The organism is Clavibacter michiganensis (genome assembly GCF_021216655.1).
GTDB lineage: Bacteria > Actinomycetota > Actinomycetes > Actinomycetales > Microbacteriaceae > Clavibacter > Clavibacter michiganensis.
In genome coordinates, this window is record NZ_CP080437.1 from 1,162,547 (window position 1) to 1,188,756 (window position 26,210).

General features: G+C 73.8%; 25 protein-coding genes and 1 pseudogene. 14 read left to right on the plus strand and 12 right to left on the minus strand.

Translation table 11 applies throughout. The features are described 5' to 3' along the window. The first annotated feature begins 45 nt into the window (after window positions 1-45). The 3 genes from K0V08_RS05390 to K0V08_RS05400 all read left to right on the plus strand — a co-directional run bounded on the left by K0V08_RS05390 (window position 46) and on the right by K0V08_RS05400 (window position 3,056). Window positions 46-675, plus strand: a complete 630-nt coding sequence (locus K0V08_RS05390; protein ID WP_012038602.1) for a hypothetical protein — start codon at window positions 46-48, stop codon at window positions 673-675. A 49-nt stretch (window positions 676-724) separates the two neighbouring features. Beyond that, complete coding sequence (locus K0V08_RS05395) at window positions 725-1,390, plus strand: hypothetical protein (RefSeq protein WP_079533484.1); 666 nt, start codon at window positions 725-727, stop codon at window positions 1,388-1,390. A 211-nt stretch (window positions 1,391-1,601) separates the two neighbouring features. Beyond that, the gene (locus tag K0V08_RS05400; protein ID WP_079533486.1) at window positions 1,602-3,056 is read left to right on the plus strand and encodes an amidohydrolase family protein; all 1,455 of its coding nucleotides are present in this window, start codon (window positions 1,602-1,604) and stop codon (window positions 3,054-3,056) included. Between the two features lie 14 nt (window positions 3,057-3,070). Here the strand turns inward: K0V08_RS05400 and K0V08_RS05405 are convergent, their stop codons facing one another. Both K0V08_RS05405 and K0V08_RS05410 read right to left on the minus strand, forming a co-directional pair. Then, window positions 3,071-3,850, minus strand: coding sequence for a phosphatase PAP2 family protein (locus tag K0V08_RS05405; RefSeq protein WP_079533488.1), 780 nt, complete (start codon window positions 3,848-3,850; stop codon window positions 3,071-3,073). Then, window positions 3,847-4,215, minus strand: a complete 369-nt coding sequence (locus K0V08_RS05410; RefSeq protein ID WP_079533490.1) for a hypothetical protein — start codon at window positions 4,213-4,215, stop codon at window positions 3,847-3,849. The genes K0V08_RS05405 and K0V08_RS05410 overlap by 4 nt, the downstream gene beginning before the upstream one ends. Window positions 4,216-4,282: 67 nt before the next feature. Here K0V08_RS05410 and K0V08_RS05415 point away from each other — a divergent pair, with 67 nt between their 5' ends. Further along, window positions 4,283-4,906, plus strand: a complete 624-nt coding sequence (locus tag K0V08_RS05415) for a nucleotidyltransferase family protein (protein WP_079533492.1) — start codon at window positions 4,283-4,285, stop codon at window positions 4,904-4,906. 7 nt (window positions 4,907-4,913) lie between these two features. On the opposite strand, the gene K0V08_RS05420 is transcribed toward K0V08_RS05415, so the two are convergent. The 3 genes from K0V08_RS05420 to K0V08_RS05430 all read right to left on the minus strand — a co-directional run bounded on the left by K0V08_RS05420 (window position 4,914) and on the right by K0V08_RS05430 (window position 8,105). After that, a complete protein-coding gene (locus tag K0V08_RS05420) occupies window positions 4,914-5,633 on the minus strand; it encodes a hypothetical protein (protein WP_079533494.1) in 720 nt (239 codons plus the stop codon). A gap of 130 nt (window positions 5,634-5,763) precedes the next feature. Next, entirely contained in the window at window positions 5,764-6,297 is a 534-nt protein-coding gene (locus K0V08_RS05425; protein ID WP_079533496.1) for an iron-sulfur cluster assembly scaffold protein, read from the minus strand. Further along, window positions 6,294-8,105, minus strand: a complete 1,812-nt coding sequence (locus K0V08_RS05430) for a gamma-glutamyltransferase family protein (RefSeq protein ID WP_079533782.1) — start codon at window positions 8,103-8,105, stop codon at window positions 6,294-6,296. Before K0V08_RS05430 ends, K0V08_RS05425 begins: the two co-directional genes overlap by 4 nt. A 101-nt stretch (window positions 8,106-8,206) precedes the next feature. On the opposite strand from K0V08_RS05430, the gene K0V08_RS05435 reads away from it, so the two are divergent. From K0V08_RS05435 to K0V08_RS05455, 5 genes are all read left to right on the plus strand, one after another. Then, window positions 8,207-9,646 carry an MFS transporter gene (locus K0V08_RS05435; RefSeq protein ID WP_079533498.1) on the plus strand — a complete coding sequence of 480 codons (1,440 nt, stop codon included), beginning with the start codon at window positions 8,207-8,209 and terminating at the stop codon, window positions 9,644-9,646. Between the two features lie 97 nt (window positions 9,647-9,743). Beyond that, window positions 9,744-10,772, plus strand: coding sequence for an LLM class flavin-dependent oxidoreductase (locus tag K0V08_RS05440; RefSeq protein WP_079533500.1), 1,029 nt, complete (start codon window positions 9,744-9,746; stop codon window positions 10,770-10,772). A 112-nt stretch (window positions 10,773-10,884) separates the two neighbouring features. Continuing rightward, complete coding sequence (locus tag K0V08_RS05445; protein WP_012038613.1) at window positions 10,885-11,700, plus strand: SGNH/GDSL hydrolase family protein; 816 nt, start codon at window positions 10,885-10,887, stop codon at window positions 11,698-11,700. Next, a complete protein-coding gene (locus tag K0V08_RS05450; protein ID WP_079533502.1) occupies window positions 11,697-12,389 on the plus strand; it encodes an NAD(P)H-hydrate epimerase in 693 nt (230 codons plus the stop codon). Before K0V08_RS05445 ends, K0V08_RS05450 begins: the two co-directional genes overlap by 4 nt. 155 nt (window positions 12,390-12,544) lie before the next feature. Beyond that, window positions 12,545-12,841: a hypothetical protein gene (locus K0V08_RS05455; protein ID WP_012038615.1), complete on the plus strand. Its 297-nt coding sequence runs from the start codon at window positions 12,545-12,547 to the stop codon at window positions 12,839-12,841. A gap of 92 nt (window positions 12,842-12,933) precedes the next feature. Here the strand turns inward: K0V08_RS05455 and K0V08_RS05460 are convergent, their stop codons facing one another. The 4 genes from K0V08_RS05460 to K0V08_RS05475 form a co-directional block, all read right to left on the minus strand. After that, entirely contained in the window at window positions 12,934-13,962 is a 1,029-nt protein-coding gene (locus K0V08_RS05460) for an NADPH:quinone reductase (RefSeq protein WP_079533504.1), read from the minus strand. Window positions 13,963-14,003: 41 nt separating this feature from the next. Then, complete coding sequence (locus K0V08_RS05465; protein WP_079533506.1) at window positions 14,004-15,569, minus strand: amidohydrolase; 1,566 nt, start codon at window positions 15,567-15,569, stop codon at window positions 14,004-14,006. After that, window positions 15,566-16,234 (minus strand): FMN-binding negative transcriptional regulator, encoded by a 669-nt coding sequence (locus tag K0V08_RS05470; RefSeq protein WP_012038618.1) that lies wholly within the window; start codon window positions 16,232-16,234, stop codon window positions 15,566-15,568. The genes K0V08_RS05465 and K0V08_RS05470 overlap by 4 nt, the downstream gene beginning before the upstream one ends. 114 nt (window positions 16,235-16,348) lie before the next feature. Beyond that, complete coding sequence (locus K0V08_RS05475) at window positions 16,349-18,064, minus strand: AMP-binding protein (protein WP_079533508.1); 1,716 nt, start codon at window positions 18,062-18,064, stop codon at window positions 16,349-16,351. A gap of 124 nt (window positions 18,065-18,188) precedes the next feature. Here K0V08_RS05475 and K0V08_RS05480 point away from each other — a divergent pair, with 124 nt between their 5' ends. Next, on the plus strand, window positions 18,189-19,025 hold the full coding sequence (locus K0V08_RS05480) for an alpha/beta fold hydrolase (RefSeq protein ID WP_012038620.1): 837 nt from the start codon (window positions 18,189-18,191) through the stop codon (window positions 19,023-19,025). A gap of 58 nt (window positions 19,026-19,083) precedes the next feature. On the opposite strand, the gene K0V08_RS05485 is transcribed toward K0V08_RS05480, so the two are convergent. Further along, the gene (locus tag K0V08_RS05485) at window positions 19,084-19,431 is read right to left on the minus strand and encodes a LysR family transcriptional regulator (RefSeq protein ID WP_079533510.1); all 348 of its coding nucleotides are present in this window, start codon (window positions 19,429-19,431) and stop codon (window positions 19,084-19,086) included. Between the two features lie 117 nt (window positions 19,432-19,548). Here K0V08_RS05485 and K0V08_RS05490 point away from each other — a divergent pair, with 117 nt between their 5' ends. The 4 genes from K0V08_RS05490 to K0V08_RS05505 all read left to right on the plus strand — a co-directional run bounded on the left by K0V08_RS05490 (window position 19,549) and on the right by K0V08_RS05505 (window position 24,272). Then, the gene (locus K0V08_RS05490) at window positions 19,549-20,169 is read left to right on the plus strand and encodes a (deoxy)nucleoside triphosphate pyrophosphohydrolase (RefSeq protein ID WP_012038622.1); all 621 of its coding nucleotides are present in this window, start codon (window positions 19,549-19,551) and stop codon (window positions 20,167-20,169) included. A gap of 179 nt (window positions 20,170-20,348) precedes the next feature. Beyond that, on the plus strand, window positions 20,349-21,260 hold the full coding sequence (locus K0V08_RS05495) for a dienelactone hydrolase family protein (RefSeq protein ID WP_012038623.1): 912 nt from the start codon (window positions 20,349-20,351) through the stop codon (window positions 21,258-21,260). A 247-nt stretch (window positions 21,261-21,507) separates the two neighbouring features. Further along, a complete protein-coding gene (locus K0V08_RS05500) occupies window positions 21,508-22,944 on the plus strand; it encodes a threonine/serine exporter family protein (protein WP_227266427.1) in 1,437 nt (478 codons plus the stop codon). Between the two features lie 92 nt (window positions 22,945-23,036). Further along, the gene (locus K0V08_RS05505) at window positions 23,037-24,272 is read left to right on the plus strand and encodes an amidohydrolase (RefSeq protein WP_012038625.1); all 1,236 of its coding nucleotides are present in this window, start codon (window positions 23,037-23,039) and stop codon (window positions 24,270-24,272) included. 3 nt (window positions 24,273-24,275) lie between these two features. Here the strand turns inward: K0V08_RS05505 and K0V08_RS05510 are convergent. Further along, window positions 24,276-25,279, minus strand: a pseudogene (locus K0V08_RS05510) (IS481 family transposase). A 233-nt stretch (window positions 25,280-25,512) separates the two neighbouring features. Next, complete coding sequence (locus K0V08_RS05515; protein WP_128516981.1) at window positions 25,513-26,166, minus strand: hypothetical protein; 654 nt, start codon at window positions 26,164-26,166, stop codon at window positions 25,513-25,515. Between the last annotated feature and the right edge of the window lie 44 nt (window positions 26,167-26,210).

A 26,210-nucleotide genomic window follows, 5' to 3' on the forward strand; every position in this document is an offset into this window, starting at 1 on the left:
CTCCCGCGGCGACGCGCGCGCATCCGCCGCGCCCGAGGAGGCCGCATGACCCCGACCGCACCCGACCGCCCGCAGCCCCTGTTCCGGCGGATCCGCCGCGCGTGGGCCGACGCGCCCGCGGTCGTGCAGGTGCTCGCCGTCGCCGCGATCTACTTCGGGTTCCTGACCCTCATCGACTTCGCGGGGTGGGAAGAGGTCGGCGTCGCGCTGCTCCTCCGTGCCGGCCTCGCGCTCGTGTTCGGCGCGCTGATGATCGGCTCGCGACGCATCCGGGGCCGACGCTGGGCCCGCACCCCCAGCTGGGTCGAGGTGTCCGAGGCCGCCGAGGACAGCGAGCTCCCGGCGGGCGCGGACCTCGGCGCCTGGGTCGCGGCGCTCGAACGACGCCGAGCCGACATCCGGCAGGAGGCGTGGATCGTCCCGATCGGGCTCGTCGTCGTCGTGGCCCTGACGTTCCTCAACGGGGCGAGCGGCGACCGGGCCGTCGCCGGACTGGTGTTCCTGGCGGTCTTCGTGACCTGGGGGATGTCGAACATCGTGTCGCGCGGTCGCCGCCGTGACGGGGTCGACGCCCTCCTCATCCGGCTGCAGGAGCAGGAACGCGCGGACGACGCCCGACACGCGGAGTGGGCGCCGCCCGCCCCCGACGACCGGATCCCCCCGGCTGCTGGATGATGGGCTCTGCGTGCGACGACCCGGCGTGCGACAGATCCGGGGAGCGAGCATGACGCCGACTCACGGCACCGCCCCTCCGACGCACGGTCGATGGCGGCGCGCCCGCCGCCGGCTGGCCGACGCCCCCGCGGTCGTCCCCGCGATGGGTGTCGCCCTGGCGTGGTCCGCGATCCTGACCTGCTCCCGGGTCGCGCTCGGCCAGGAGGCGGACCTCGACCGGATCGTGGCGACGCTCACGGTCGGCGCGGTCGTCGGGCTGGTCCTCACGTTCGCCATCTCCCGGCGACGTCGCGGGGCCCCGCCTCGCATCCGATTCGTCGACGTCTCCGAGGCGATCGACGACGGCCAGGTCCCCGCCGACGCCGACGCCGACTCCTGGCGGTGGCTGCTGCTCCGCCGGCGCGACGTCCACGACCAGCTCGGAGGACCGTGGGCGGTGCTCATCGCGGCGGTCGCGCTCGTCGGCACGGTCGCCGTGGGCGTGCTCGGCGGGCCGCCCCTCGCCTGGACCCTGCCCGCGGTGGTCGCCGTCGCGGTAGCGGGAATGGCCGTGGTCCGCCGACGACGGGTCGCGCAGATCGACGCGCTCCTGCAGCCGCTGCTCGCGGTGGATGCGCCGGGGAGCATCGACGGGGCCGACGGCGTGAGGCGCACGGACGACGCCGAACCCGGCCCGTCCCCTACGGCGGGACCGGCCGGGCGGCCTCCGAGGTGACGACGCCGAGAAGGGTCACCGCTTCCTGAGCGCCGCCGTCGGTCGCGGCGTGTCGGAGCGCGCGCCCCGTCGGGAGGTCGACGATCGACCGGGTTCTCGATCCCGTGCGACGCGACGCCGCGCCGCCGCAGGATCCGGCCCTCCGCGTGATGCCCTCGGGCTCCCGCCGTCCAGCACCGCCGCGCACCAGCCGAGCGAACGGATCCCCCGCATGAGCGAACCCCGGACCACCGACCACCCCGCGTCGCCCACGACGGACTCCCGCCGCGCCGTGCACCGCGGCCACGTCCTCCACATCACGGGGTCCCCGCGCGTCGAGGACGCCCGCCGCCACCTCGTCTCCGTCCCCGACGGCGCGCTCGCGATCGACGACGCCGGCCGCATCGCGTGGGTCGGCCCGTACCGCGAGCTCCCCGCCGCGTTCGCCGACGCTCCCGTGCACGGCGACGCCTCCGACTTCCTGATCCCCGGCTTCGTCGACGCGCACGTGCACTTCCCGCAGACCTACACGACGAGCGCGCACGGCGGCGGCCAGCTCCTCGAGTGGCTCGACTCGTGCGTGTTCCCGTCCGAGGCGCGCCTCGAGGACGAGGGGTTCGCGCGCATGATCGCCGCGGACTTCACGCGCCGCCGCATCATGGCGGGCACCACGAGCGCGCTCGTGTTCGGATCCGCGTTCCCGCACGCCCAGGACGCCCTGTTCGAGGCCTCCCGCGACGCCGGGCTCCGGCTGGTGAGCGGCCGCGGCATCCAGACGGTCGGCTCCGGCCCCGCCGCCCCCCTCCTCACGTCCGAGGAGGACGCGATCGCGCTGTCGTGCGCGGAGATCGACCGCTGGCACGCCGTCGACACGGGCGATGCGACGACGGCGACGCTGCAGGTCGCGATCGTCCCGCGGTTCAGCCTCTCGGTGACGCCGACGACGCTCCGCGGCCTCGGCGAGCTGTACGACGTGGCGCGCGGCGAGGGCGTCCACTTCCACTCGCACCTCAACGAGAACGACAGGCCGGGCACGGGTGAGATCGCGGCCGTCCGCCAGGTCTACGGCACCGACACCTACCTCGACACCTACGACGGGCTCTTCCTGCCCGGGTCGGAGCGCGGCGGATCGAGCCTCCTCGGGCGTCGCAGCGTCTTCGCGCACGCGGTGCACTGCCAGGACTCCGAGCTGGCGCGGCTCGCCGAGACGGGCAGCAGCATCGCGCACTGCCCGACGTCGCAGCAGTTCCTCGGGTCCGGCACGATGCCGTGGCGGCGGACGGTGGCGGCGGGCGTGAACGTGGCGATCGGATCCGACGTGGGCGCCGGCGACGAGTGGCTCGTCTCCCGCGTGCTCAACGACGCGTTCAAGGTGCACCTGTCGGAGCCGGGCGACGCGGGCGTGGAGATCGACGCGGCCGAGCTGCTGTTCACCGGCACGCTCGCGGGCGCCCGCGCGCTCGACATGGAGGACCGCTACGGCAACCTCGACGTCGGCAAGGACGCCGACTTCCTGACGATCACGCCGGACCTCTGGGAGCCGCTCGCCCTCACGCTCGCCCACGGGATCCGCGCGGACGACGCCGATCGCGCCACCGACCAGATCCTCTTCACGCTGCTGATGGGGCTGCGCGAGCCCGCCATCTCGGCTGTGCACGTGCAGGGGCGGCGGGTGTCGGCGCGCTGAGGAGGCCCGCCGGATCAGGTGTCTTCCCGGGCGTCCCGCTCACGCCCCTCCATCAGCTTCAGCCGCACGCGATGCGCCACGACGATCAACGCCAGCCACGCGAGCGCCAGCAGCCAGCCCGCGATCACGTCGGTGAGCCAGTGGTGGCCGAGGTACACGCGGCTGAGGCTCACCGAGGCGGCGAACACGATCGCGATCACGTAGGTGAGCGCGCGCGTCGACCGCCGCATCTGCCGCAGGACGAGCAGGTACGCGACGATCCCGGCGGCCACGCTCGCGTTGAGGGTGTGGCCCGACGGGAACGACGGCGACGTCTCGTAGGGCGGCACGGCGTCGGCGCGCGGCGGGCGGTCGCGGCCGACGAGCTCCTTGCCGACCTCCGTCATGAGCAGGGATCCGGCGCCCGCGGTGAGCCCGAGCACGACCGGCACCCACTGGCGCCGACGGATCGCGAGGGCGACGATGACCGCGACGCCCACGAGCGGCACGGCGTAGACGCCCGCGGCCTCGGTGAAGACGGTGACGGCGGTGTCGAGCCAGGGCGAGCGGACGTCCATGGCGAGGTGCAGCGCGGGCTCGTCGAGGAGGGCGACGCTGTCGTCGTCGATCACGGCGACGTAGAGGCCCGCGAACAGGCTCGACGCGGCGGTGATGACGAGGAGGCCGAGGATCAGGACGGCGGCGAAGGTGCCCGAAGGACCGACGCGGGTCGCCGCGCGGACGACGCGACCGGGCGGGCTCGTGCGGACGCGACGGCGCGCAGGCAGGCGGTCGCCGGTGGCGGGCCGGATCACCCGTGGACGAGCGCGGAGGACGGCACGCGGTCGCGGCGGCGGACGGCGGACGCGATGAGGCCGGCCGTGCCCGCGATGACGCCGATGACGAACGTCGCGACGCCCCCGATGACGCCCATGAGCACGATCCCGAACACGCCGGCGTCCACGTCGAGCTGCCCGACGCCGTCCCGCGTCGCCCACGCCGCGAGCACGGCGAGACCCAGAGCCAGGACGAGCGCGACGATCGTGGAGCCCACGAGGTACCAGCCCCACCCGGCGCCACGGGCCTTCGCGACGACGAGCACGACGGCCGCGATGACCACGAGCACCGGCACGCCGAGCGTCAGGGTGAGGGCGAGCGCGAACGCGGTGTCGGGATCCATGGATCGAGCGTAGGCCGCACGGCAGGAGTCGGCGAGGGCGCGACGGGCGCGCTCCTAGCATGGGCAGATGGCGGGATCACGGTTCGCGGACGACGACGGGCGACCGTCCGCGCGCATCGCGGGCGTCGTCCTCGCCGCCGGCGCGGGCACCCGGTACGGCGGCCCCAAGGCCCTCGCGACGCATCCCGACGGCACGCCGTGGCTCGCCACCGCGATCCGCGCGCTCGCCGACGCCGGCTGCTCCCCCGTGCTCGTCGTGCTCGGCGCGCGGGCGGACGAGGCGGAGGCGCTCCTCACCACGCTCCCGGAGTCCGCCCACGCGCTCGTCGTGCGCGCCGACGACTGGGCCCTCGGGATGTCCGCCTCCCTGCGCGCGGCGCTCCGGGCCGCTGCCGCCCTCGATCCGCCGCCCGTCGCACTCGCCGTCGTCCCCGTCGACGTCCCCGACCTCGACGCGGCGACCGTCCGGCGCGTGCTCGACGCCGGCCCCGCGGATCCGGCCACGCTCCGCCAGGCCGTCTTCCGCGGCCGGCCCGGCCACCCCGCCCTGCTCGGGCGCGACCACTGGGCGCCGCTGGCCGCCGAGGTGCGCGGCGACGCGGGCGCCCGCCCCTACCTCGCCTCGCACGGCGCGCAGCTCGTCGAGGCGGCGGACCTCAGCACGGGAGCGGACGTCGACCGGCGCGCCTGACGCTCCGTCAGAAGTTCGACGCGGATCGCGCACCCGAGCCGTCGACCACCAGGTCGAGGTAGGGGTAGGAGCTCGCGATCCCGCTCACGGCGTTCGCGAAGCAGCGCAGACGGGCCTTCGCCGGACCGGTCGCGGACCCGTAGCGGGCCTTCACGATGTCGAACTCCTGGATGGCGCAAGATCCCGCATAGGCCTGGATGTCCCAGTCGGAGATCTCGTCGATGCCCGAGGCACGCACCGATCGGTAGTAGGACGCTCGGAACTGCAACGTCAGCGTCGGGGTGTCGCTGATGACGAGGCAGTGCGAGTACTCGGTCACCCCCGCGCCGGTGTACCGGGAGCAGTCCTGGATGTCGTCGGGATGGATCGCCGTGCTCTCCCTGGGCCCCTCGACGGCTGTCGCGATGAAGGAGCCGTCGGCGAAGCGCGAGACCTCGTACGCGAGGCCGTCGTGGACCAGGGTGTCGGTCGATGTCGGGGTCGCTTCCGTCGCGGCGTCGAGGACACGGTCGTGATCGATCCCGTCGAGGAGCCCGGCGCGCAGTTCGGCGGGCACGCCGAAGTCGACGAGGCGCTGCGCGATGCGCGCGCGATCTCCCGCGGGGAGCTTCGAGGAGGCGGACGCCGGATGCTGTGAGTCCGGTGCCGCGCTGGCGGGAGCCGCCACCCCGCCGACGGCGAGGGCGGTGATGGTCAGGATGGACAGGGTCGTGCGCGAGATCCGCATGCTTCCTCCGATGCCGAGCGACCGCGTCCGTCGCGGCCATGCGGGCATCATGCAGCGTGTGCGCCCAGGTCGCAAACGCTTGCGCACAGGACGCGTCTCGTGATCGGTGCACCGCGGGACCTGACGAGCCTCAGCCCCCCAGCGCCTCCTCCAGCGCGTGCCACGCGAGCAGCGCGCACGTGCCGCGGAGCGGGTAGCGGCCGGAGTCGGCGAGGGCGAAGGCGTCGCCGAGCCGGTCCTCCGCGCCGGGCCGGAGCTCGTGGGAGCGGATCAGCGCGCGCAGCTCGACGACGAGCGCCGACGCCTCCGCGGCCGTCCGCCCCTCGACGAGCTCGGCGAGCATCGACGCGGACGCCTGCGAGACCGTGCACCCGCGGCCGTGCCAGCGGACGGCGACGCGCTCGGCGGGATCCACGGCGGCACCCGCGTCGACGGCGGGGTGCGCGGGATCCACCGCGAGCACCCGCAGGTCGACCACGTCGCCGCACGTCGCGTTCCGCTGCTCGGACGTGCCGAGGACTACGCCGACGGCGGGGGTCGCTGCATCCGGCTCCGCGACGAACCGGCCGGGTGCCGAGGCCGCCCGCAGCGCCGCGTCGCTGCCGATCCGCCGCCGCGCGTGGTCCGCGATGAGCGCCGACGCGATCTGCCGATCGAGCGTCATCGTCCGACCGCGTACCCCTGGGCCCCGCGCGGGTTGGCCGCGGCACCGAGCAGCCCGGTGGCGGGATCCCGCGTCACGGCCGACAGGCGCCCGAGCGTCCAGTCCCCCGCCACCTCCACGACGTGCCCGCGCGCCCGGAGATCCGCGATGACGTCCTCGCCCACGCGCCCCTCGACCACGAGGCCGCCGGGCGTCCAGGTGCGCGGCCAGAAGGAGCCGGGGACGCTCGTCGTGTGGAACGTCGGCGCGTCCACGGCCTGCTGGGGGCTGAAGCCGCCGACGATCGTGCGCAGCAGGTACGGCAGCTGCCACTGGTCCTGCTGATCGCCGCCGGGCGAGCCGAGCGCCTCCACGGGCTCGCCGTCGCGCGTGATCAGCGTGGGCGTCAGCGTCGTGCGCGGCCGGCGGCCGGGCACGAGCGACGACGGGCCGCCGGGCTCGAGCCACGTCATCTGCAGGCGGGTGCCGAGGCAGAAGCCGAGCGCGGGGATGAACGGCGACGACTGGAGCCAGCCGCCGGAGGGCGTGGCGGAGATCATGTTGCCCCACCGGTCGACGATGTCGAGGTGGCAGGTGTCGCCGCGGGTCTCGCCCGAGCGGGAGACCGTCGGCTCGCCCGTGCCGCCGGCGGAGGCGGGCGCGTCGCCCTCGACCACGAGCGGCGGCAGGAAGGGCTCGACGCCGTCGACGCGCCCGGGACGCAGCTCGTGCGAGGCATCGTCGGTGATGAGCGCGCGCCTCTCGGCCGCGTACTCGGGCGACAGCAGCACGTCGAGGGGCGCGCCGCCCGGCACGGCGTCGCCGTAGTACGCCTCGCGGTCCGCGAGGGCGAGCTTCTGCGCCTCGATGATGCGGTGGATCCCCGCGGCCGTCGCCGGGTCGATCTCCTCGTCCGTGAACCCGTCGAGGATCATCAGCGCCTGCAGCAGCGCCGGCCCCTGGCCCCAGGCGTCGGTCTTCCAGATGCGCAGGCCGCGGAACCCGATCGACACCGCGTCCTCCCACGACGCGCGCGAGCCGGCGAGGTCCGCGGCGGTGATCAGCCCCGCGTGGTCGGCGCCCGTGGAGTGCCGGTGCGGGTCCTGCACGCTCGCGACCATCTCCTCCGCGACGAAGCCCTCGGCCCAGACGGTGCGGGCGGCCTCGATGCGCTGCTCGCGCGTCGTGCCAGCGCCGGCTGCGGTCGACGCCTCGGCGAGGATCCGCTCCATCGCCGCCGCCCACGCCGGGTTGCGCACGAGCGACCCCGCGACGGGCGCCTCGCCGTCCGGCATCCAGAACGCGGCAGACGCGGACCAGTGCTCGCGGAACAGGTCGCCGACGCCCGCGATGGTGCGACGGACGCTCTCGAGCACGGGGTGCCCGTCGCGCGCGTACCCGATGGCGAAGGCCCACACGTCGCCGAGCTCCCACGTGCCGTGGTCGCGCAGCAGCAGCAGCCACGCGTCGACCGCGGCGGGCACGGCCGCGGCCAGCGCGCCGGCGCCGGGCACGCGGTCGAGGCGCTCCTGGCGGAAGCGCTCAGGGCTGGCGGCGGCGGGCGCGGATCCCTGCCCCATGAGCAGCTTCGGCGCACCCTCCCCCGCGACCTTCACGACGGCGGTCATGTCGCCGCCCGGCCCGTTGAGGTGCGGCTCCACCACGTGCAGCACGAACGCGGCGGCGACCGCCGCGTCGAAGGCGTTGCCGCCGCGCTCGAGCACGGCCTGGCCGGTGCCGGACGCGAGCCAGTGCGTCGAGGCGCTCATGCCGAATGTGCCGCGGAGCGTGGGTCGGGTGGTGAATGCGTCGGGCGCGCGGAACGTCACGAAGGGGTCCTTCCGGTGGGGATCCCAGTCGACCACATCGATCGCGCGTCGCGGGAATGCCGTCGGCCTCCCGGCCGTTCACCGTTCGACCCGGGAGGCTCATGACTGACACCAGCGGCGTCGGATTCCGATCCGAGCGCGGACCCATCCTCATCGCCCTGATGATGACGACGGGCCTCGTGGCCATCGACTCGACCATCCTCGCCACCGCGGTGCCGTCCATCGTGGACGACCTCGGCGGCTTCGCCTCGTTCCCGTGGTTGTTCTCCATCTACCTGCTCGCGCAGGCGGTGTCCGTGCCGCTCTACGCGAAGCTCAGCGACACCGTGGGCCGCAAGCCCATCATCCTCATCGGGATCGGCCTGTTCCTCGTGGGATCCGTGCTGTGCGGGTTCGCGTGGAGCATGCCCGCGCTCATCGCGGCGCGTGCGATCCAGGGCCTCGGCGCGGGCGCGGTGGCGCCCATGGCGATCACGATCGCCGGCGACATCTACACGGTCGCCGAGCGCGCCAAGACGCAGGGCTACCTCGCGAGCGTGTGGGCCGTCTCGAGCGTGGTCGGCCCGACCCTCGGCGGCGTGTTCTCCGAGTTCACGACCTGGCGCTGGATCTTCTTCGTCAACGTGCCGCTGTGCCTCCTCGCCGGCTGGATGATCGTCCGCCGCTTCCACGAGTCGATCGAGCGCACGAAGCACCGCGTCGACTACGCGGGGGCCGCGCTCCTCACGGTGGGCCTCAGCCTCCTGATCCTCGCGGTGCTCGAGGGCGGTCAGGCCTGGGCGTGGGACTCCGTGCCGAGCATGGGCGCGTTCGCCATCGGCGCCGTGCTGATCGTCGCGTTCCTGCTGGTGGAGCGCCGCGCCGCCGAGCCCGTGCTCCCGCTCTGGGTGTTCTCGCGCCGCCTGCTGCTCACGACCACGCTCGTGTCGCTCGGCGTCGGCGCGATCCTCATCGGCCTCACCTCCTACGTGCCCACCTACCTCGAGGGGTCGCTGCGGGTCACACCGCTCGTCTCCGGCCTCGCGCTCGCAGCGCTCACGATCGGCTGGCCGATCTCGGCGTCGCTGTCGGGCCGCCTGTACCTCCGCATCGGGTTCCGCCGCACGGTGCTCATCGGCATGGCGCTCACGATCGTCGGCACCGGATCCATCGCGGCGCTCGCCGGCACGCCCACGCTCGCCGGCATCGCCGCCGGCTGCTTCGTGGTGGGCCTGGGTCTCGGCCTCGTCGCGACGCCCAGCCTCATCGGCGCGCAGTCGAGCGTCGGCTGGGGCGAGCGCGGCGTCGTCACGGGCGCGAACCTGTTCGCGCGCTCGATCGGCAGCGCGGTGGGCGTCGCCGTCTTCGGCGCGATCGCCAACGCGATCTTCGCGGCGTCGGCCGGCGGGCAGCGGGATCCGGACGCCGTGATCGCCGCATCCGGCGCCGTGTTCCTCGCGGTCGGCGTCTGCGCGCTCGCGACCGTGGTCGCGGGCCTGCTGATGCCGGAGTCGCGCGTCGAGGACACCGAGATCGCCCGCGCCGAACCCGTCGTCGACTGACCCGGCACGCGGCCCGCCCGATTCGCGGGAATGCCGACCCCGCCCCTACAGTTGACCCGAATGCATACGTTCGCATGGATCAAGGAAGCAGGGCAGCATGGCGCAGGAGATCGAGCTCGGACTGGACACGTTCGGCGACGTCACGGTCGGACCGGACGGCCGTGAGCTGCCCTACGCCGAGGTGATCCGCAACGTCGTCGCCGAGGGCGTGCTGGCCGACCAGGTCGGCATCGACTTCATCGGCCTGGGCGAGCACCACCGCGACGACTACGCGATCTCCTCCCCCGAGGTCGCGCTCGCCGCCATCGCCGCGACGACCTCGCGCATCCGCCTCGGATCCGCCGTCACGGTCCTCAGCTCCGACGACCCGGTGCGCGTGTTCCAGCGCTTCGCGACGCTCGACGCGGTCTCGAACGGTCGCGCCGAGGTCATCCTCGGCCGCGGATCGTTCACCGAGTCGTTCCCCCTCTTCGGCTACGAGCTGAGCGACTACGAGCGCCTCTTCGAGGAGAAGCTCGGCCTCTTCGCCGAGCTCGTGAAGGAGACGCCCGTCACCTGGAGCGGCTCGACGCGCGCCGGCCTCACCGAGCACGACGTGTTCCCGAAGACCGCCCACGGCATCAAGACCTGGGTGGGCGTCGGCGGCAGCCCCGAGTCGGTCGTGCGCGCCGCGCGCCATGGCTTCCCGCTCATGCTCGCGATCATCGGCGGCGAGCCGCACCGCTTCGCCCCCTACGCCGACCTGTTCGCGCGCGCCCTCGACCAGCTCGAGCAGCCGCGCCTGCCCGTCGGGATCCACTCGCCCGGCTACGTCGGCGAGACCGACGCCGAGGCGCGCGAGGCCTTCTTCCCCGACTACCAGGTGATGCACGCCCGCATCGGCAAGGACCGCGGCTGGCCGCCGCTCGCCCGCGCCTCCTACGAGCAGGAGATCGAGCACGGCTCGCTGTACGTGGGATCCCCGGAGACCGTGGCCCGCAAGATCGCCGCGACGCTGAAGGCCGTGGGCGCCACGCGCTTCGACCTCAAGTACAGCGCGGGCCCGTTCTCGCACGAGCGGATGATGGGAGGGATCGAGCGCTACGGCACGATCGTCGCGCCCATGGTCCGCGACATCCTGGCCTGATCCGACCTCCGGGGTCCCTTCGCGGCTGTCGCGGTGGAGGGTGTGCCCGTGCGCGGGATATCCTGCGATCGTCCCCATTCCGGGGGCGTCGCGACGGACAGGACGGGCTGCGATGACCGGCGCACCGCCCTCCGACCCCGAACCGGGTCGCGATGACGCCGCGGAGCCGTCCGACGCGTGGGCCGTCCAGCCCGCAGCGGGCGCGCGGGCGCTCTCGACCGGGCCGCTCGCGTCGCTCCGGTCGGCCACGATCGGGCGGCTCCAGTACCGCGTCCTCTACCGCGAGATGCGGCGCGCCACCTTCCCCCGCGACTCCCCCACCGGATCGCTGTCCGGCCCCGATCCCTTCGGCCTCGCCGTCGTGGGCGAGGGCACGGCGGTCGGCTACCAGACCGTGTCGCACGACCTCGGCGTCGCCGGGCAGGTCGCGCACAAGCTCGCCGCCCGCACCGGCCGCGGCGTCTTCTGGTCCGTGCAGGCGTTCCCCGACTTCACCGTGCGCTCCTGGCGCGCGGGCCTCGATGCGTTCCCCGCGTGGGCGAGCACCGACGTGGCCGTCCTCGCCCTGGGCATAGGCGACGCGATCCGCTTCACCCCGACGCCGCTCTGGGAGTCGCTGCTCGACGCGTGCATCACGGGCATGCAGGCGCGCATGCCCGAGGGCGCGCTCGTGCTCGTGACGGAGGTGCCGCCGCTCGAGATCTCGCCCGTCACGCCCCCGCTCATCGCCGGTCCCGTCGGGCGCCACGCCGAGGCGCTGAACCGCAGCACCCGCCGGGTCGTCGCGCGCCACGACCGGGCCGACAGCGTGCCCTTCCCGGCCTGGCGGATCCCGGAGTTCACGGCGCCGAACCCGGAGGACACCCTGTACGGACGCGTCTACCGGGCGTGGGCGGAGCTGCTGGTGGAGCGGATCGCGCCGTCGTGAGCGACCCCGCCCTGATCGCCGACGGCTACGCGGCCGCGGACATCCGCGCCGCCGAGGCACCGCTGCTCGCGGCCGGGGCGCAGCTCATGCGCGTGGCGGCCGCCGGTCTCGCGCGGGCGTGCCGCGCTCTCGCACCCGACGGTCCGGTGCTCGTGCTGGTCGGCGCCGGGAACAACGGCGGCGACGCGCTGCTGGCCGCGGCCGAGCTCGCGCGCGAGGGCCGCGAGGTGGGCGTCATCCGGACGGCCGGGCGCATCCACGAGGCTGGCGCCGCACAGGCCGTCGCGGCCGGCGTGCCCATCACCTCCGCGGACGAGCTGGACGACGCGACCCTCGCGGACATCGCGCGCTCGTCGGCGCTCGTCGTGGACGGGATCCTCGGCATCGGCACCACCGACAGCCCGGCTCTCCGCGGCGAGGGCCGCCGGGTCGTCGCCGCGCTGCTGCCCGTCGTGACCGCGGAGGGCGGTCCCGCCGTGATCGCGCGCGACATCCCGAGCGGCGTCGGCTGCGACGACGCCGCGGTGCCGGATCCCGCCGTGCTGCCCGCCGACGTCACGGTCACGTTCGGCGCGGGAAAGGCCGGCCTGATGCAGGGCCCCGGGCGCGCGCTCGCGGGCCGCGTGGAGCTGGTCGACGTCGGTCTCGACCTCTCGGGGGCGACGCCGCTGGTGCGCGCCGCGCGCTGACGACGCGCCCGGGCGGGCGCTTGTCCCCGATAGCGCCGACTTCACCCCACGCTCCCCCTGCGGAAGAGTCGAAGCAGGCCATCCGGCCCGTCGAAGGGGGACGACAACATGCACGGTCACGCCAGGAAGCACCGCACCACGGGTGGAGGGGCCGCATGACCGGCCCGCTCGCCCTCGCCATCGCCAACGCCGCCGTCATGGCGGTCGTCGCCCTCGCGGGGGCACGCACCCCGCGGTGGCTCCGCGGATCGTCGTGGTTGCTGCTCGCGGTCTCGCTGGGGGTGCTCGCGCTGCACCTCCTGGGCGACGCGTGGGACGTCCCGGGCAACGCGCTCGCGATCGCGTTCCTCGTCTCCACCTGCCTCAACGCGAGCGCCCTCGCGCCGCTCGTGATGCAGCGTCTGCTCACCCGGCCGCCGCGCTCGAGGCGCCGGGTGGCGCGCACCGAGTAGCCCGCTACCGCCGCAGCCGCGCTGCGGCGAGCAGACGGATGGCCGCATCGCCCGAGGGCGGTGCGGCCATCCGTCGTCCGGGGCCCGTCGGATCAGGCGGGCGTCACGTCGATCAGCACCTTGCCGGTCACGCCGTCCTCGACGGCCTGCTGGGCGTCGGCCGTGCGCTCCAGCGGGAAGCGGGTGATCGGCAGGCCCGCGTCCTCGCCGACCGGCAGCGCGCCGTCGATGAGGGCGAGGTGGATGTCCGCGCGGGCGACGTCGAGCGCCTCCTGGCCCACCGTGTAGAGCAGCAGGAACTGGTAGCGCAGGTTCTTCACGAAGCTGTCGACCACGGGCAGCGTGACGGTGTCGCCGCCGTTGTTCGCGTACACCGCGACCGAGGCGCGGTTCTTGGCGACCGCCTGGTTGAGCGCGGCGTTCTGGGCGGGGGCGACCTCCACGATCAGGTCGACGCCGTCGGGCGCGATGGACTGGATCTCCGCGGCCGCGTCGCCCGCCTTGTAGTCGACGACGTGGTGCGCGCCGGCGGCCGTCGCGAGGGCGGCCTTCTCGGGCGAGCTGACCGTGGTGATCACGGTCGCGCCGGCCCAGCGCGCGAGCTGGATGGCCGCGTGGCCGACCGCTCCCGCGCCGCCCGCGACGAGCACGTGCGTGCCGGCGAGGGCGCCGGGCGCGAGGCGCGACGGGCCGTCCTCGGAGACGGTGAGCGCGCGGTGGGCGGTGACCGCGGGGACGCCGAGGCTCGCGCCGAGGTCGAAGGACAGGCCGTCGGGCAGCGGCGCGACGCGGTCGACGGGCAGGACCGTCTTCTCCTGCGCGGTGCCGGTGGGGCGGCCGTGGGCGGCCAGCATGATCCAGACCCGGTCGCCGACGGCGAGGTCGGTCACTCCGGGGCCGACGGCGTCGATGACGCCGGCGCCGTCCTGGTTCGGGACGACCTCGGGGAACGGCAGCTCCTGGCCGGGCGCTCCGCCGTCGCGGGACTTCCAGTCGGTGGGGTTCACGCCCGAGACGACGACGCGGACGCGCACCTCGCCGGGGCCGGGGGCGGCCTCGTCGCGGTCGACGGGCTGCAGGACGTCGGGGGCACCCATGCGGGTGTAGGCGATGGCTCTCATGACGAGGCCAACGCCCGACGCCCGCGCGGTGTTCCTGCGGGTCAGCCCCCGAGCGTGTCGTGCGTGAACCGGCCGCCGAGCAGGGTGGCGGACACGCGCATCGCCCGGAGGTCGTCGGCGGAGGTCGATGCGGCGAGCGGATCCCGCTCCACGACCACGAGGTCGGCCCGCTCCCCCACGGCCACGCGCGTGCGGACGGAGGCGTCGAGCGCGGCCGCCCGGTCGATGGCCTGCTCCGGGTGCCAGGGCTCGCGGCCGTCGCGCGACCGGCCGACGGCGGCGCTCATGGTGGCCCACGGATCCAGCGGCGCGACGGGCGCGTCGGAGCCGAGGGCGAGGCGCGTGCCGGCGGCGCGGAGGTCGGCGAGGGCGAAGGCGCGGGCCGTGCGGCCTGCCCAGTAGACCTCGGCGATGTCGCGGTCGTCCATGGCGTGCTCGGGCTGCACGCTCGCGACCACGCCGAGCGCGGCGAACCGGGCGACGTCCTCGTGCGTCAGCAGCTGAGCGTGCTCGATGGATCCGGCGAGCCCGTCGGCGTCGCGGTGCGCGCCCCCGAGCTCGCGGTCGAGGTGCGCGAACGCGTCGAGCGCGAGCCGGTTCGCGTGGTCGCCGATGGCGTGGATCGCGGGCCGCAGCCCCTGCCGCGCGGCGCGCACCATGAGCTCCCGCAGCTCCTCCGGCGGCACGGAGAGCTGGCCGCACGCGCCGCCGTGCGCGTCGCCGCCCTGGCCGTCGAGGTCGGGGTAAGGGTCGAAGCAGTACGCGGTGCGGGTGTTGAGGGATCCGTCGGTGACGACCTTCGCGGGTCCCACGCGCACGAGCCCGCCGGTGCCCGCGAGCACGTCGCCCGTGCGGAGCCCCTCGTCGCGCGCCCGGTCGAGGTCCTGCGGCCAGACGCCGACCTCCACGCGGAGCGCGTCGTGGCCGAGGGCGGCGAGTCGGCGCCAGCGAGCCGGATTCCAGTCGATCTCGAGGTCGACGACGCCGACCACGCCGCGGCGCGCGGCCTCGCGCGCGACCTGCACGGCCTGCGCGTCGAGCGACGACGCGTCGCCCTCCTCCACGCGGTACATGAAGTCGAAGCAGTCTTCCTCGCGCAGGAGGCCGGTGGGGTGATCCCCGTAGCCGTGCGGCGCGAGCGCGGCGGAGCTCGCCCAGCAGCAGTGCAGGTCGCCGCTGACGAGCAGCACGGGGGTGTCGCCCGCGACGACGTCGAGCAGGTCCTTCGTGGGGAGGTCGGGCCAGAGCCCGTCGCGGAACCCGTAGCCGACGAGCGCCTCGGGGGTGCCCGCGCTCGTGACCGGTCCGGATCCGGTGGATGCGGCGCGGGCCGCGAGCGCGGCGCGCACGAGGTCGACGGCCTCCGCGGCGGACGACGCCCGCGAGAGGTCGAGGCGGCGCGACACCTTGGTCCACTGCGTGAAATGCACGTGGTTGTCCCAGAGGCCCGGGATCACGAACCGGCCGTCGAGCGCGCGGATCCCGACGCCGGTCGCATCCGCGGATCCGGCCGGCCCGACGGACGCGATGAGCCCGTCGCGGACGAGCACGTCGACGGGCGCGTCGGATCCGGGCAGGCGTCCGCCCGCGAGGAGCAGCGCGCTCACGCGTCGATCCCGGCGGATCCGCCCGCGGTCAGGTCCCTGGCACGCCGCATCTCCGCGGCGAGCGCCGGGTTCGGGTACTCCGCGCCGTGCTCGAGCTCGTGGAGCACGCGCTCGACCACGTGCGGCGGCTTGTTCTGGCTGAGCTTGGCCTTGGCGACGAACCGCGTGGCGACGAGGCGGAGGCCCACGGTGCCGGCGCTGATCCGGGCGGCGTACGCGGCGTCGGCGGCCGTGCCCTCCATGCGGCGCGGCTCCGGCATGCGGTCCTCGAAGCGGTCCACCAGCTGCCCGAGCACCCGCAGGTTCTCCTCGGCCGAGAGGATCTCGACGCGGCAGGTCAGGTGTGCGCTGATGTGGTTCCAGGTGGGCACAGCCGGGTCGGCGTCGTACCAGCCGGGCGACACGTAGCCGTGCGGGCCCTGGACGATGACGAGCACCTCGCCGTCGGCGCCGTCGCGCTGGCCGAGCTCGTGGATCCGCTCGTCGGGGCGGCCCACGTGGGTGAGGAGCGTGAGGTCGTCGCGGTCGGGATCCAGCAGCACCGGGTAGTGCGACGCGACGAGCCCCGCACCCGTGCCGCTCACGATGGTGGCCCACGGGTTCCCGTCGACGAGGCGGCGGATCTCGGCGACGTCCTCGAGCGCGAATGACGGGTTCTCCCTCACCGGGCGGCCCGCCGCGGCTCGAGGGCGGACGGGGAGGCGAGGGGCATGACGGGATGCTACCGGCCGCCGGGCACGGCTCCCGTCACCGCGCGGACGACCCGGGCCGGGCGCGCGTCAGCGCGCCCGCAGCCCCGGGAACCGGTCGTCGCGCCACTCGCCGTCGAGCCGCTCGCCGGCGTCGGATGCGGCCACCTCGCGCTGCCGCAGCTCGACCCGGCGGATCTTCCCCGACGCGGTCTTCGGCAGCTCGCCGAACTCCACGCGGCGCACGCGCATGAAGGCCGGGCACCGCTCGCGCGCGTGCTTGAGCACGGCGAGCGCGGTCGCCTCGTCGGGCTCCCACCCGGCGGCGAGGTGCACGTAGGCCTTCGCGACGTTGAGCCGCACGGGATCCGGCGCGCCCACGACCGCGGCCTCCGCGACCGCCGGGTGCTCGATGAGCACGCTCTCGACCTCGAACGGCGAGATCTTGTAGTCGGACGACTTGAAGATGTCGTCGGTGCGGCCGATGAAGGTGATGGTGCCGTCGGCGTCGCGGCGGGCGACGTCGCCCGTGTGGAAGAACCCGTCGCGCGTCGACTCGGCCGTGCGGGCGTCGTCGCCGAGGTACCCGGCCATGAGGTTCACGGGCCGGGTGGTGAGGTCGAGGCAGATCTCGCCCTCGTCGGCGGGCTCGCCCGTGACGGGATCCACGAGCACGAGGTCGACGCCGGGGAGCGCCGTGCCCATGGAGCCCGGGACCACGGCGTCGCCGGGCGCGTTGGCGACGATGGCCGTGGTCTCGGTCTGGCCGTAGCCGTCGCGGATGGTGAGCCCCCACCACTCCTCGATGCGCGCGATGACCTCGGGGTTGAGCGGCTCGCCGGCGGACATGATCTCCCGCAGCCTCCCCGGCCGCTCGCGGATCCCCGCCTGGATGAGCATGCGCCACACGGTCGGCGGCGCGCAGAACGTCGTGACCTCGGCCCGGTCGAGCTGCTCCACGAGCGCGTGCGCGTCGAAGCGCGCGTAGTCGTGCACGAAGACGGTGGCCTCCGCGATCCACGGCGCGAAGAAGCAGCTCCACGCGTGCTTGCCCCAGCCGGGCGAGCTGATGGCGAGGTGCACGTCGCCGGGCTGCAGCCCGAGCCAGTAGGCGGTCGTCAGGTGCCCGACCGGGTACGAGACGTGCGTGTGGACCACCATCTTCGGCTTGCTCGTGGTGCCGGACGTGAAGTAGACGAGCGCGGGATCCGTGGACGCGACCTCGACGCCCACCCGGTCCGCGGGCGCGTCGTCGGCGTCGCGGTAGTCGGTCCACCCGGAGGGCACGGGCGAGTCCGCGCCAGCGCCGATCGCGATGCGCGAGTGCTCCCCCGGCACGTCGTCGAAGACGGCCGTGTGCGCGAGGTCGGCGATGACGTGGCGGACGCCCGCGCGCTCGACGCGGTCGGCGAGGTCGGCGGATCCGAGGACCGTGGAGGTGGGCAGGATCACGGCGCCCGCCTTCATGATCGCGAGCATCGTCTCCCACAGCTCCACCCGGTTGCCGAGCATGAGCATCACGTGGTCGCCCTTCCGCACCCTGAGCCCCACGAGCCACGTCGCGACGCGGTCGGAGCGCGTGGCCATCTCGTCGAACGTGACCTGGCGCTCGGATCCGTCGCCCGCGACCACGCGCAGCGCCACCCGGTCGTTCCCGCGCGCGATCTGGTCGAACCAGTCGACCGCCCAGTTGAAGGAGTCCCCGACGTCGGGCCACTCGAACCGCGCGACCGCGGCTGTCCGGTCGGTGCGCATCTCCCGGAGGAGGTCGCGGGCGGCGCGGTAGGAGGAGTTGGCTCGGGTCATGGGTCCATCCTGCCGCCCGCGCCCGGGTGCCGGCGGCCGGGGATCCGCATCACCGCTCCGGATCGCCGACCGCTCCGAAGCAATCCAGTAGTGCACGAATCCATGCAAGACGGAAGGACGCAGCATGACCGAGATCACCGCCCACCACGGGCTCCTCAAGGACACGAACCTCCACGTCGACGACACCGGCGGCACGGGCCGCCCCGTCGTCCTGATCCACGGCTGGCCGCTGTCCGGAGAGTCCTGGAGCAAGCAGGTCCCCGCGTTCGAGGCCGCCGGCTTCCGGGTCATCACGTACGACCGCCGCGGCTTCGGGCGCAGCGACAAGCCGCTCACCGGCTACGACTACGACACCTTCGCGTCCGACCTCGACGCCGTGCTCACCGAGCTCGACCTCGTCGACGTCACGCTCGTCGGATTCTCGATGGGCGGCGGCGAGATCGCCCGCTACATCGGGACGCGCGGCGAGGCGCGCCTGCACAGCGTCGTCTTCGCCTCGGCGGTGCCGCCGTACCTGGAGAAGACCGACGACAACCCGGACGGTCCCCTCACGAAGGACGCCGCCGCCGAGATGACGGCCGGCCTCACCAAGGACGAGGACTCCTTCTACGACGAGTTCACGACCGGCTTCTACTCCGCGAACGGCGTCCTCAAGGTCACCGAGGCGGAGCGCCAGGAGGCCATCGCGCTGGCGCACCAGTCGAAGAAGCACGCGGCGCTCGCGTCGATGGCCGCGTTCGCGACCACGGACTTCCGCGACGACCTCACCAAGGTCACCGTGCCGACGCTCGTCATCCACGGCGACAGCGACGCCACGGTGCCGTTCGAGGGATCCGGCGAGCGCACCCACCGCGCCATCGCCGGCTCGGAGCTGCACGTCGTGAAGGACGCCCCGCACGGCGTCACGGTCAGCCACCCCGAGGAGTGGAACCAGGCCGTGCTGGAGTTCCTGAAGAAGTAGCTCGCACCGCACGCCGCAGGGGCGCTGATCCGATCGGGTCAGCGCCCCTGCGTGCGCTTCAGCGCCCCTGCGTGCGCTTGTAGGGCTTCGGCTGGCCCTTGACGACGGGCGCGCGACCCTGGCCCTTGGAGGCCTTCGCCTTCCCGCCCGCCGGCGGCTTCGGCGCCTCGGGCGGGGTGGACGGCTTCGCGAGCTCCTCGATGGCCTCCTCGTACGCGAGGCGGCCGGTCTTCGTCAGGCGCGTCTCGGTGCTCTGCGGGTCGAAGACGGCACGGCCGTAGTGCTCCTCGATGGCGCGGATGGAGGAGGCGAGCTTCGCGCGCGAGATGCCGAGCTGATCCGCCGCCTTCGGATGGTGCAGCACCTCGGCCGCGACCACGAAGTGACGCTGGTGGCTGATCTTCACGGGTGGAGCCTCTCGTCGCGGCGGATGCCGGAGGACCCACGGTACAGGGCGGGTGCGGTCGTCCCGGGCGCGGCCGGTAGCGTCGAGCCGGGCGGACGACCCGGACGGAGGCGCGGCATGGCGGGACTCGAGGTCGTGGCGGCCGTGATGGTCCACGACGGACGCGCGCTCGCCTGCCGCCGCGCGGCCCACAAGGCGGGCGCCGGGACATGGGAGTTCCCGGGAGGCAAGGTCGAGGCCGGCGAGCGGCCCGAATCGGCGCTCGCGCGCGAGATCCGCGAGGAGCTCGGCGTCGACGTGACGGTCGGCGCGCTCGTCGACCGCTCCGAGGTGCCCGTCGGCGACCGCGTCATCGACCTCGCCTGCTACCTGGCGGATCCCGTCGGCGAGCTCCCGACGACGAGCACCGACCACGACGAGCTGCGCTGGGTGCCGCTCGCCGACCTCGGAGAGCTCGCCTGGTCGGCGCCGGACCTGCCCGCGGTGCGCCGGCTGGTGCTCCGGGCGCAGCACCCGGACGCTGACTGGGTGATCGACGTGGCCGGGCCGCCCCCGGTCCGCGACCCTGCCCGGGATGCGCACGCCGCGCGCCTCAGCGAGCTGTCGGCCGGGCACGTGCGCGCCGTCTCGGATCTCCGGGAGGGCGTGCGCGCCGCCCACGCCGCCGGGCTCGACGAGCACCGGATCGCGGCATCGGCACGGCTGTCACTGGCGGACGTGCGCGCGCTGCTCGGCTGAGTCCGGCCGCGGCGATCGCGGCGGACGCACGCGAGCCCGCACCGCATCGCGCGTGCCGATCATCTCCAGGCACGGCCGCTGGGGACGACCGGACCGCATCCCGCGGCGCGTGCCCCTAACGTCCAGCAGCACCCTGCCTGCGGCGACCGCCCGGGCTCCCGCGCACCACGAAGAGAGAGATGACCCATGTCCGTCATGTCCCCCAGCTCCGCCGCCCCGCGGCCGTCGCCGCCCTCGCGCTCGTCGCGACGCTCGCGATCCCCACCGCCGCGCAGGCCTCCGCGCCCGTCCACCACCGGGCCGCCACGCACACCAGCGCCGCCGCCCACCACCACGCGCCGTTCGCGGTGCGCACCACGGTGGTACCCCGGACCGCCGTCACGAAGTTCGGCGGCGGCGTCATCTACGCGCCCCAGGACACCGGCAAGCCCGTCCTCGGCGCCGTCGTCATCACGCCCGGCTTCACGGACACGAACGCCAACGAGAAGGAGATGGCCGAGCTCGTCGCCTCCCAGGGCTTCGTGGCCTTCGCCATCGACACGCTGACGACCGACGACCTCCCCGACCTGCGCGCCGCCCAGATGCTCGCGGCGGCCGACTACCTCACCGGCCAGAGCGCGGTGAGGTCCGAGGTCTCCCAGGACGACGTGGGCCTCATCGGCTACTCGTTCGGCGGCGGCGGCACGATGCAGGCGGCGCAGTCGCGCCCGTCCATCAAGGCCGCGATCGGGCTCATGCCCTTCGACTTCCCGCCCGCGACCGACCCGAACGCGATGTACCCGTCGTACCCGAAGATGACGACCCCGACCCTCGTCATCACCGGCCAGAAGGACGACGTCGCCGACCCGAAGGACTTCGGCAAGCCCGCGTACGACTCCATCCCCGCCGGCACGCCGAAGCAGTACCTGGAGCTGGCGGGCATCGGCCACGAGGGCGGCCAGCACGTGCCGAGCGCCACGATCCGGAACGCCGTCACGGCGTTCCTCAAGCGCTACCTCGACGGCAACAGCGCGTACGCGAAGTTCATCTGCCCGGCCCCGAAGGTCGGCGGCCCCATCAGCGCGTCGCTGAGCTCCTGCCCCAAGGGCTGACCCGTCCGCTCGACCCGCGCGGCGTCCGATCCTCCCGGGTCGGGCGCCGCGCGGGCGTGTCCCCCGAGTCCCGCCTAGTGTGGGAGCGATCCACCATCCGCCCCCGCCGCGCGCGGGCCGGCAACCGAACGGAGCGCTGATCGCGCTGAGCACCACCCCGCCTCCCGCGGATCCACGCCGCCCCCGCCGGGATCCCGGTGCTGCCCGTCCGCCGCGCCAGCGCCGCCGCCGCGTCAACCCGCAGGAGATGCGCGACGTCCGCGCGCGCCTCCGCGGCACCATCTACGAGGGCACCGAGCCGGCGCACGGCCGCCTCGGCGACCTCTACTCCCCGCGTCAGATCGTCGACTTCTGCCTCGACCTCGGCGAGGTGATGCTCGCCTCGGGCGCCGACGTCCGCGCGGTCGAGATCGCGATCGTCGCCGTGAGCACCAAGTGGAACCTCGCGCCGCTGGAGCTCGACATCACGGGAACGGCCATCACCATCCAGTACGCGCCGCTCGAGGGCCCGCCGCTCGTCAAGCTGCGCGTGGTCACGGCCGAGGGCAGCGACCTGCACCGGCTCTCGCTCGTCTACCAGATCGTCGACGAGCTGCTCCACGACGACCGCGACATGACGAGCGCCGTCGACGGCCTCGTCGAGGTGCTCAAGTCGCCGCCGCGCTGGCCGTCGTGGATCACCGACGCCGCCATGGGCCTGTTCGGCGTCTCCGTGTCGCTGCAGGCGGGCGGCTCCCTCCCGGGCGCCGTCGGGGCGTTCCTGCTGATGATCGGCGCGATGGTGCTCGGCCGGCAGCTCTCGCGCCGCGGCATCCCGCCGTTCTTCGTGGTCGCCGTGCAGTCCGCGATCGTGGCGGCCGTCGGCACGCTCGCGATCTGGTCGGGCGTGATGCCCGCGGGGAGCGCCGCCGCGATGGTCGCGGCCGTGGTGGTGCTGATCCTCCCCCACGTCACCATCGTCACCTGGGCCCAGGACGCCATCTCCGGCTTCCGCGCCATGGCGCTGTCGCGGGCCATGATCATCGTGCTCATCGTCGCGGGCATCGCGGTCGGCATCCCGGGCGGCCTGGCGCTGACCGCGGGCGTGGACATCGAGGTGGATCCCACCGACATCACCCTCCGCGCGCTCCCCCTCTGGATGCTGCTCATCACCACGTTCTTCGCGGCCGGCGCCACCGGGATCACGCAGGGCGCCAACGCGCGCGTGATGCCCGTCGCCATCGGGGTCGCGCTCGTCGGCACGGTCTCCCTCTGGATCCTCAAGGCGGCCGGCGTCCCGCTGCTCGCCGCGACGTTCCTGGTGGCGACGCTGCTCGGTGCGCTCGGGACGGTGGTCGCGGCGCGCGTCCGGGTGTCGGCCACGGCGATCGCGGTGCCCGCCTTCTGCGGATCCCTCCTGCCCTCGCTCGCGGTCGCCTCGGCGCTCCTCAACTCGATGGCCGGCACGTCGGGAGCCACGGGCGCGTTCGTCGGCGCGATGGCGACGACCCTCGCGATCGGCGCGGGCCTCGTGCTCGGCAGCCTGCTCGCGACGCCGCAGGCGCGTCGCCACCTCCGCCGCCGCGCGAAGCGGGTGGTCGTGCAGTCGGTGCGCCTCGACACGACCCCGATCGGCATCATCCGCGACCCGTCGCTCGTGGATCCGCCCGCGCGTCCGGCGGGCGGCGGCGTCGACCTCGGCTGACCGGTCGCGTCGTCGGGGCCGCTGAGGGCCGGGCATAGCCTGGATCCACCTGTCCCCACGAGGGACGCCACCCACTCGCGAGGAGGATCCCCATGGACGTGCACCCCGGAGTCAGCCTGCTGGACGACGACGTGCGGGATGCGCACGAGCTGTTCCGCTCGCTGCACGCGCACCCCGAGCTCTCGATGCAGGAGCACGCGACCGCGGCCGCGATCGAGGCCTACCTGGAGGCGATCGGCGCCGAGACGAGCCGCTGCGGCGGCACCGGCGTCGTCGGGATCCTCCGCAACGGCGACGGCCCGGTCGTCGCGTTCCGCGCCGACACCGACGGCCTCCCCATCCTCGAGGAGACGGGCCTCGCGCACGCCAGCCGCGACACGGGCATCGACCCGTCGGGCACGGAGGTGCCCACGATGCACGGCTGCGGCCACGACTTCCACGTCGCCGCCGCGCTCACCACCGCGCAGGCGCTCGCCGCGAACCGCGACGCGTGGGCCGGCACGATCGTCTTCGTGTTCCAGCCCGGCGAGGAGACCGGCGAGGGCGCCCGCGCGATGCTCGCCGACGGCCTCTGGGACCGGGCGCCGCGCCCCGAGGTGATCCTCGGGCAGCACGTCTTCCCGCTCCCCGTCGGCGTGGTCGCGACGCGCGAGGGCGCGTTCATGAGCATGAGCGACTCGTGGCGCGTCACCGTGAAGGGCCGCGGCGCGCACGGGTCGCAGCCGCAGAACTCCATCGACCCGATCGTCGCGGCCAGCGCCATCGTGCTGCGCCTGCAGACGGTGGTCGCGCGCGAGCTCGATCCGCAGGCCGCCGCGGTCGTCACCGTCGGCACGTTCCAGGCGGGCACGAAGGAGAACATCATCCCGGAGCACGCGGTGCTCGGCCTCAGCATCCGGACCTTCGACCCGGCCGTGCGTGAGCGCGTGCTGGCGTCGGTGCGACGGATCATCCTGGCCGAGGCCGACGCGAGCGGGGCACCGGAGCCCGAGATCGAGGAGATCGTGTCGTTCCCGCTCAACCGCAACGACCCGGAGGCGACGCGCGGGATCGTGGCGGCGCTCACCGCGCAGCTCGGCGAGGACATGGTGAAGGAGTCGCCGCCCATCATGGGCAGCGAGGACTTCGGGATCCTCGGCGAGGCCATCGGCGTGCCGACCGTCTACTGGGCGTTTGGCGGCGTGGAGCCGTCCGCGCTCGGTGGCGAGACCCCGCCTCCCGGGAACCACACGCCGCAGTTCGCGCCGACCCTGGAGGGCACGATCGAGACGGGCGTGAAGGCCGCGACGGCCGCCCTGCTCTCGCGCGTCGGCGTCGCGACCCTCTGATGCCTAGGTGTAGTTCCCAGTGAGGTTGTGAACGCGTTCGGCGGGCGTCAGCCCGCCGAACGCGGTGTGGCGTCGGCGGTGGTTGCAGTCGTGCAGCCACGCTGAATAGGTCGCGGTGCGGGCGTCGTCGCTGTCATAGGGGCGGGCGTCGGCCCGTTCGTCGGCGAGGGTGCGGGTGCGGGTGAAGCGTTCGACCTTCCCGATGGTCTGCGGCCGGTAGGGGCGCGTGAAGCGATGCTTCGCGCCCCCGACCGCGGCGGCGAAGTCGCGAGAGCGGTAACAGGCCCCGTTGTCCGTCATCACGGCCTCGACGCGGATTCCCGCGGCGGCGAAGAACGCATGCGCCAGCCCCAGAACCCGGCTGCGGTGGCGCCTCGTTCGTCGTCGAGGATCTCGGAGTACGCGAGTCGGGAGTGATCATCGACCGCATGGTGGAGGAACCGGAAGCCGCGCGAATCCTTGGCGCCAGCCCGCGCGGCTCGGCCCCGGCGAACGTGAGCGGCACGGTCCTGCGCGGAGCCGCGCCCGTGGAACCGCCATCCACCGCCGTCGGGGATGCGGCCCTGCTTCTTGATGTCGACGTGGATCAGCTGCCCGGGTCGGGCCTTCTCGTGACGGACCGGCCGCGGCCGGCGGACCGGGAGCCCGGTGGCCTGATCGATGTTCCGGAGCAGCGGCATCGCGTACCGGCCCAGCACCCTCCCGACCGTGGATCGAGGGATGCGGAGGTGGTACCCGATCCGGTGCGGGCCCCACCGCCGTGTCACCCGCAACGCGATGATGCGCCGCTCCATGCGGGTCGGGGTCCGGTTCGGACTCCGCGCGGGCCACGATGACCGGTCCGTCAAGTCCAGCCCGGCCCGGTGACGGGCAGCCCACTTCGACGCCGTCGAAGGCGAGCACGGGAACCGCTCCGCAGCACGCCGGATCGGCCACCCATCCTCGACGATCAACCGGGCAAGACGAACCCTGCCCGCAGGAGTGAACGGGGCATCAGCGTGAGTCACGAAGACCTCCGTGGAAGATGATGAGCGTGGTGAGCCACATCGTCCCGGAGGTCTTCGTCATCCGCCCCCGCGTCCACAACTTCCCGAGCAACTACACCTAGGGCATAGCACGGTGACACGCGCTGCCCATGTTCGTCCGCGCACTGCCTGCCCGCCGAGCATGGGTGCAACAGCGAGAGCTGCGGCCCACCACCGTGGACCACGGCCCTCGCTGCTTCTCTCTCGGCCCGGCGCTAGCCGACCGTCGCGCCGAAGCCGGAAATCCGGCCGTCCTTGGAGACGGTGGCCGTCATGCTCGCATGGGTGGTGATACCGATCGGCTGCACGACATCCCAGTCGCAACTCAGCCGACGGAAAGTGATACCGCCATTCTCCCCCACCGTGATGTTCTCGATGGGTGTGATGTGATAGTTCGAGAAGCAAAGATGCGGACCTTGACGCCCCGCGTAGCTCTGGGAGATCCATACACGGCTACCGTTGTAGTAGAACGTCCCATTCTGCGTCTGCTGATATGAACCGCCGATTGTGAATTGGCTCCAATGGTTCGACGACAGCGCATCAGCGGATATCGCTGCTGCACTCTCGATCTCCTGCTTCTGCCCCGCCGTGAGCCCTGGATCCGCCTCGACTTCATTGACGCTGACGCGCGCGGGGAGCCCGAGAGTCATCGTCGTCGTGACTCCTCCGTCGTAGGCAATCGTTCGACTCTGTCCCGCACTCACGGTAGATGCCTGTGAGCCCGTCGCCTGCGCCGGGCTCACCAGCGAGACGACGCTTACCAGACCAATGCAGGCTCCTACTACCGCCGCAGACCATTTCCTAGTGATCATTAATTCAACCCCGTTGGTGAACGATCCCCTGCCGGAAGTCCCGACAGGCGTGATCATATGCGGAACGTACCCGTGTCGAGGCGACGATCGCGCAAGCCATT

What these genes read in the sequence shown, in the direction of transcription:
- K0V08_RS05515 (WP_128516981.1), bottom strand. Translation starts at nt 26,166, where the DNA reads ATGATCACGCCTGTCGGGACTTCCGGCAGGGGATCGTTCACCAACGGG.
- K0V08_RS05425 (WP_079533496.1), bottom strand. Translation starts at nt 6,297, where the DNA reads ATGACGCTCGATCGGCAGATCGCGTCGGCGCTCATCGCGGACCACGCG.
- K0V08_RS05415 (WP_079533492.1), top strand. Translation starts at nt 4,283, where the DNA reads ATGGCGGGATCACGGTTCGCGGACGACGACGGGCGACCGTCCGCGCGC.
- K0V08_RS05455 (WP_012038615.1), top strand. Translation starts at nt 12,545, where the DNA reads ATGACCGGCCCGCTCGCCCTCGCCATCGCCAACGCCGCCGTCATGGCG.
- K0V08_RS05480 (WP_012038620.1), top strand. Translation starts at nt 18,189, where the DNA reads ATGACCGAGATCACCGCCCACCACGGGCTCCTCAAGGACACGAACCTC.
- K0V08_RS05490 (WP_012038622.1), top strand. Translation starts at nt 19,549, where the DNA reads ATGGCGGGACTCGAGGTCGTGGCGGCCGTGATGGTCCACGACGGACGC.
- K0V08_RS05410 (WP_079533490.1), bottom strand. Translation starts at nt 4,215, where the DNA reads ATGGATCCCGACACCGCGTTCGCGCTCGCCCTCACCCTGACGCTCGGC.
- K0V08_RS05440 (WP_079533500.1), top strand. Translation starts at nt 9,744, where the DNA reads ATGGCGCAGGAGATCGAGCTCGGACTGGACACGTTCGGCGACGTCACG.
- K0V08_RS05390 (WP_012038602.1), top strand. Translation starts at nt 46, where the DNA reads ATGACCCCGACCGCACCCGACCGCCCGCAGCCCCTGTTCCGGCGGATC.
- K0V08_RS05505 (WP_012038625.1), top strand. Translation starts at nt 23,037, where the DNA reads ATGGACGTGCACCCCGGAGTCAGCCTGCTGGACGACGACGTGCGGGAT.
- K0V08_RS05495 (WP_012038623.1), top strand. Translation starts at nt 20,349, where the DNA reads ATGACCCATGTCCGTCATGTCCCCCAGCTCCGCCGCCCCGCGGCCGTC.
- K0V08_RS05445 (WP_012038613.1), top strand. Translation starts at nt 10,885, where the DNA reads ATGACCGGCGCACCGCCCTCCGACCCCGAACCGGGTCGCGATGACGCC.
- K0V08_RS05435 (WP_079533498.1), top strand. Translation starts at nt 8,207, where the DNA reads ATGACTGACACCAGCGGCGTCGGATTCCGATCCGAGCGCGGACCCATC.
- K0V08_RS05420 (WP_079533494.1), bottom strand. Translation starts at nt 5,633, where the DNA reads ATGCGGATCTCGCGCACGACCCTGTCCATCCTGACCATCACCGCCCTC.
- K0V08_RS05475 (WP_079533508.1), bottom strand. Translation starts at nt 18,064, where the DNA reads ATGACCCGAGCCAACTCCTCCTACCGCGCCGCCCGCGACCTCCTCCGG.
- K0V08_RS05460 (WP_079533504.1), bottom strand. Translation starts at nt 13,962, where the DNA reads ATGAGAGCCATCGCCTACACCCGCATGGGTGCCCCCGACGTCCTGCAG.
- K0V08_RS05400 (WP_079533486.1), top strand. Translation starts at nt 1,602, where the DNA reads ATGAGCGAACCCCGGACCACCGACCACCCCGCGTCGCCCACGACGGAC.
- K0V08_RS05395 (WP_079533484.1), top strand. Translation starts at nt 725, where the DNA reads ATGACGCCGACTCACGGCACCGCCCCTCCGACGCACGGTCGATGGCGG.
- K0V08_RS05500 (WP_227266427.1), top strand. Translation starts at nt 21,508, where the DNA reads ATGCGCGACGTCCGCGCGCGCCTCCGCGGCACCATCTACGAGGGCACC.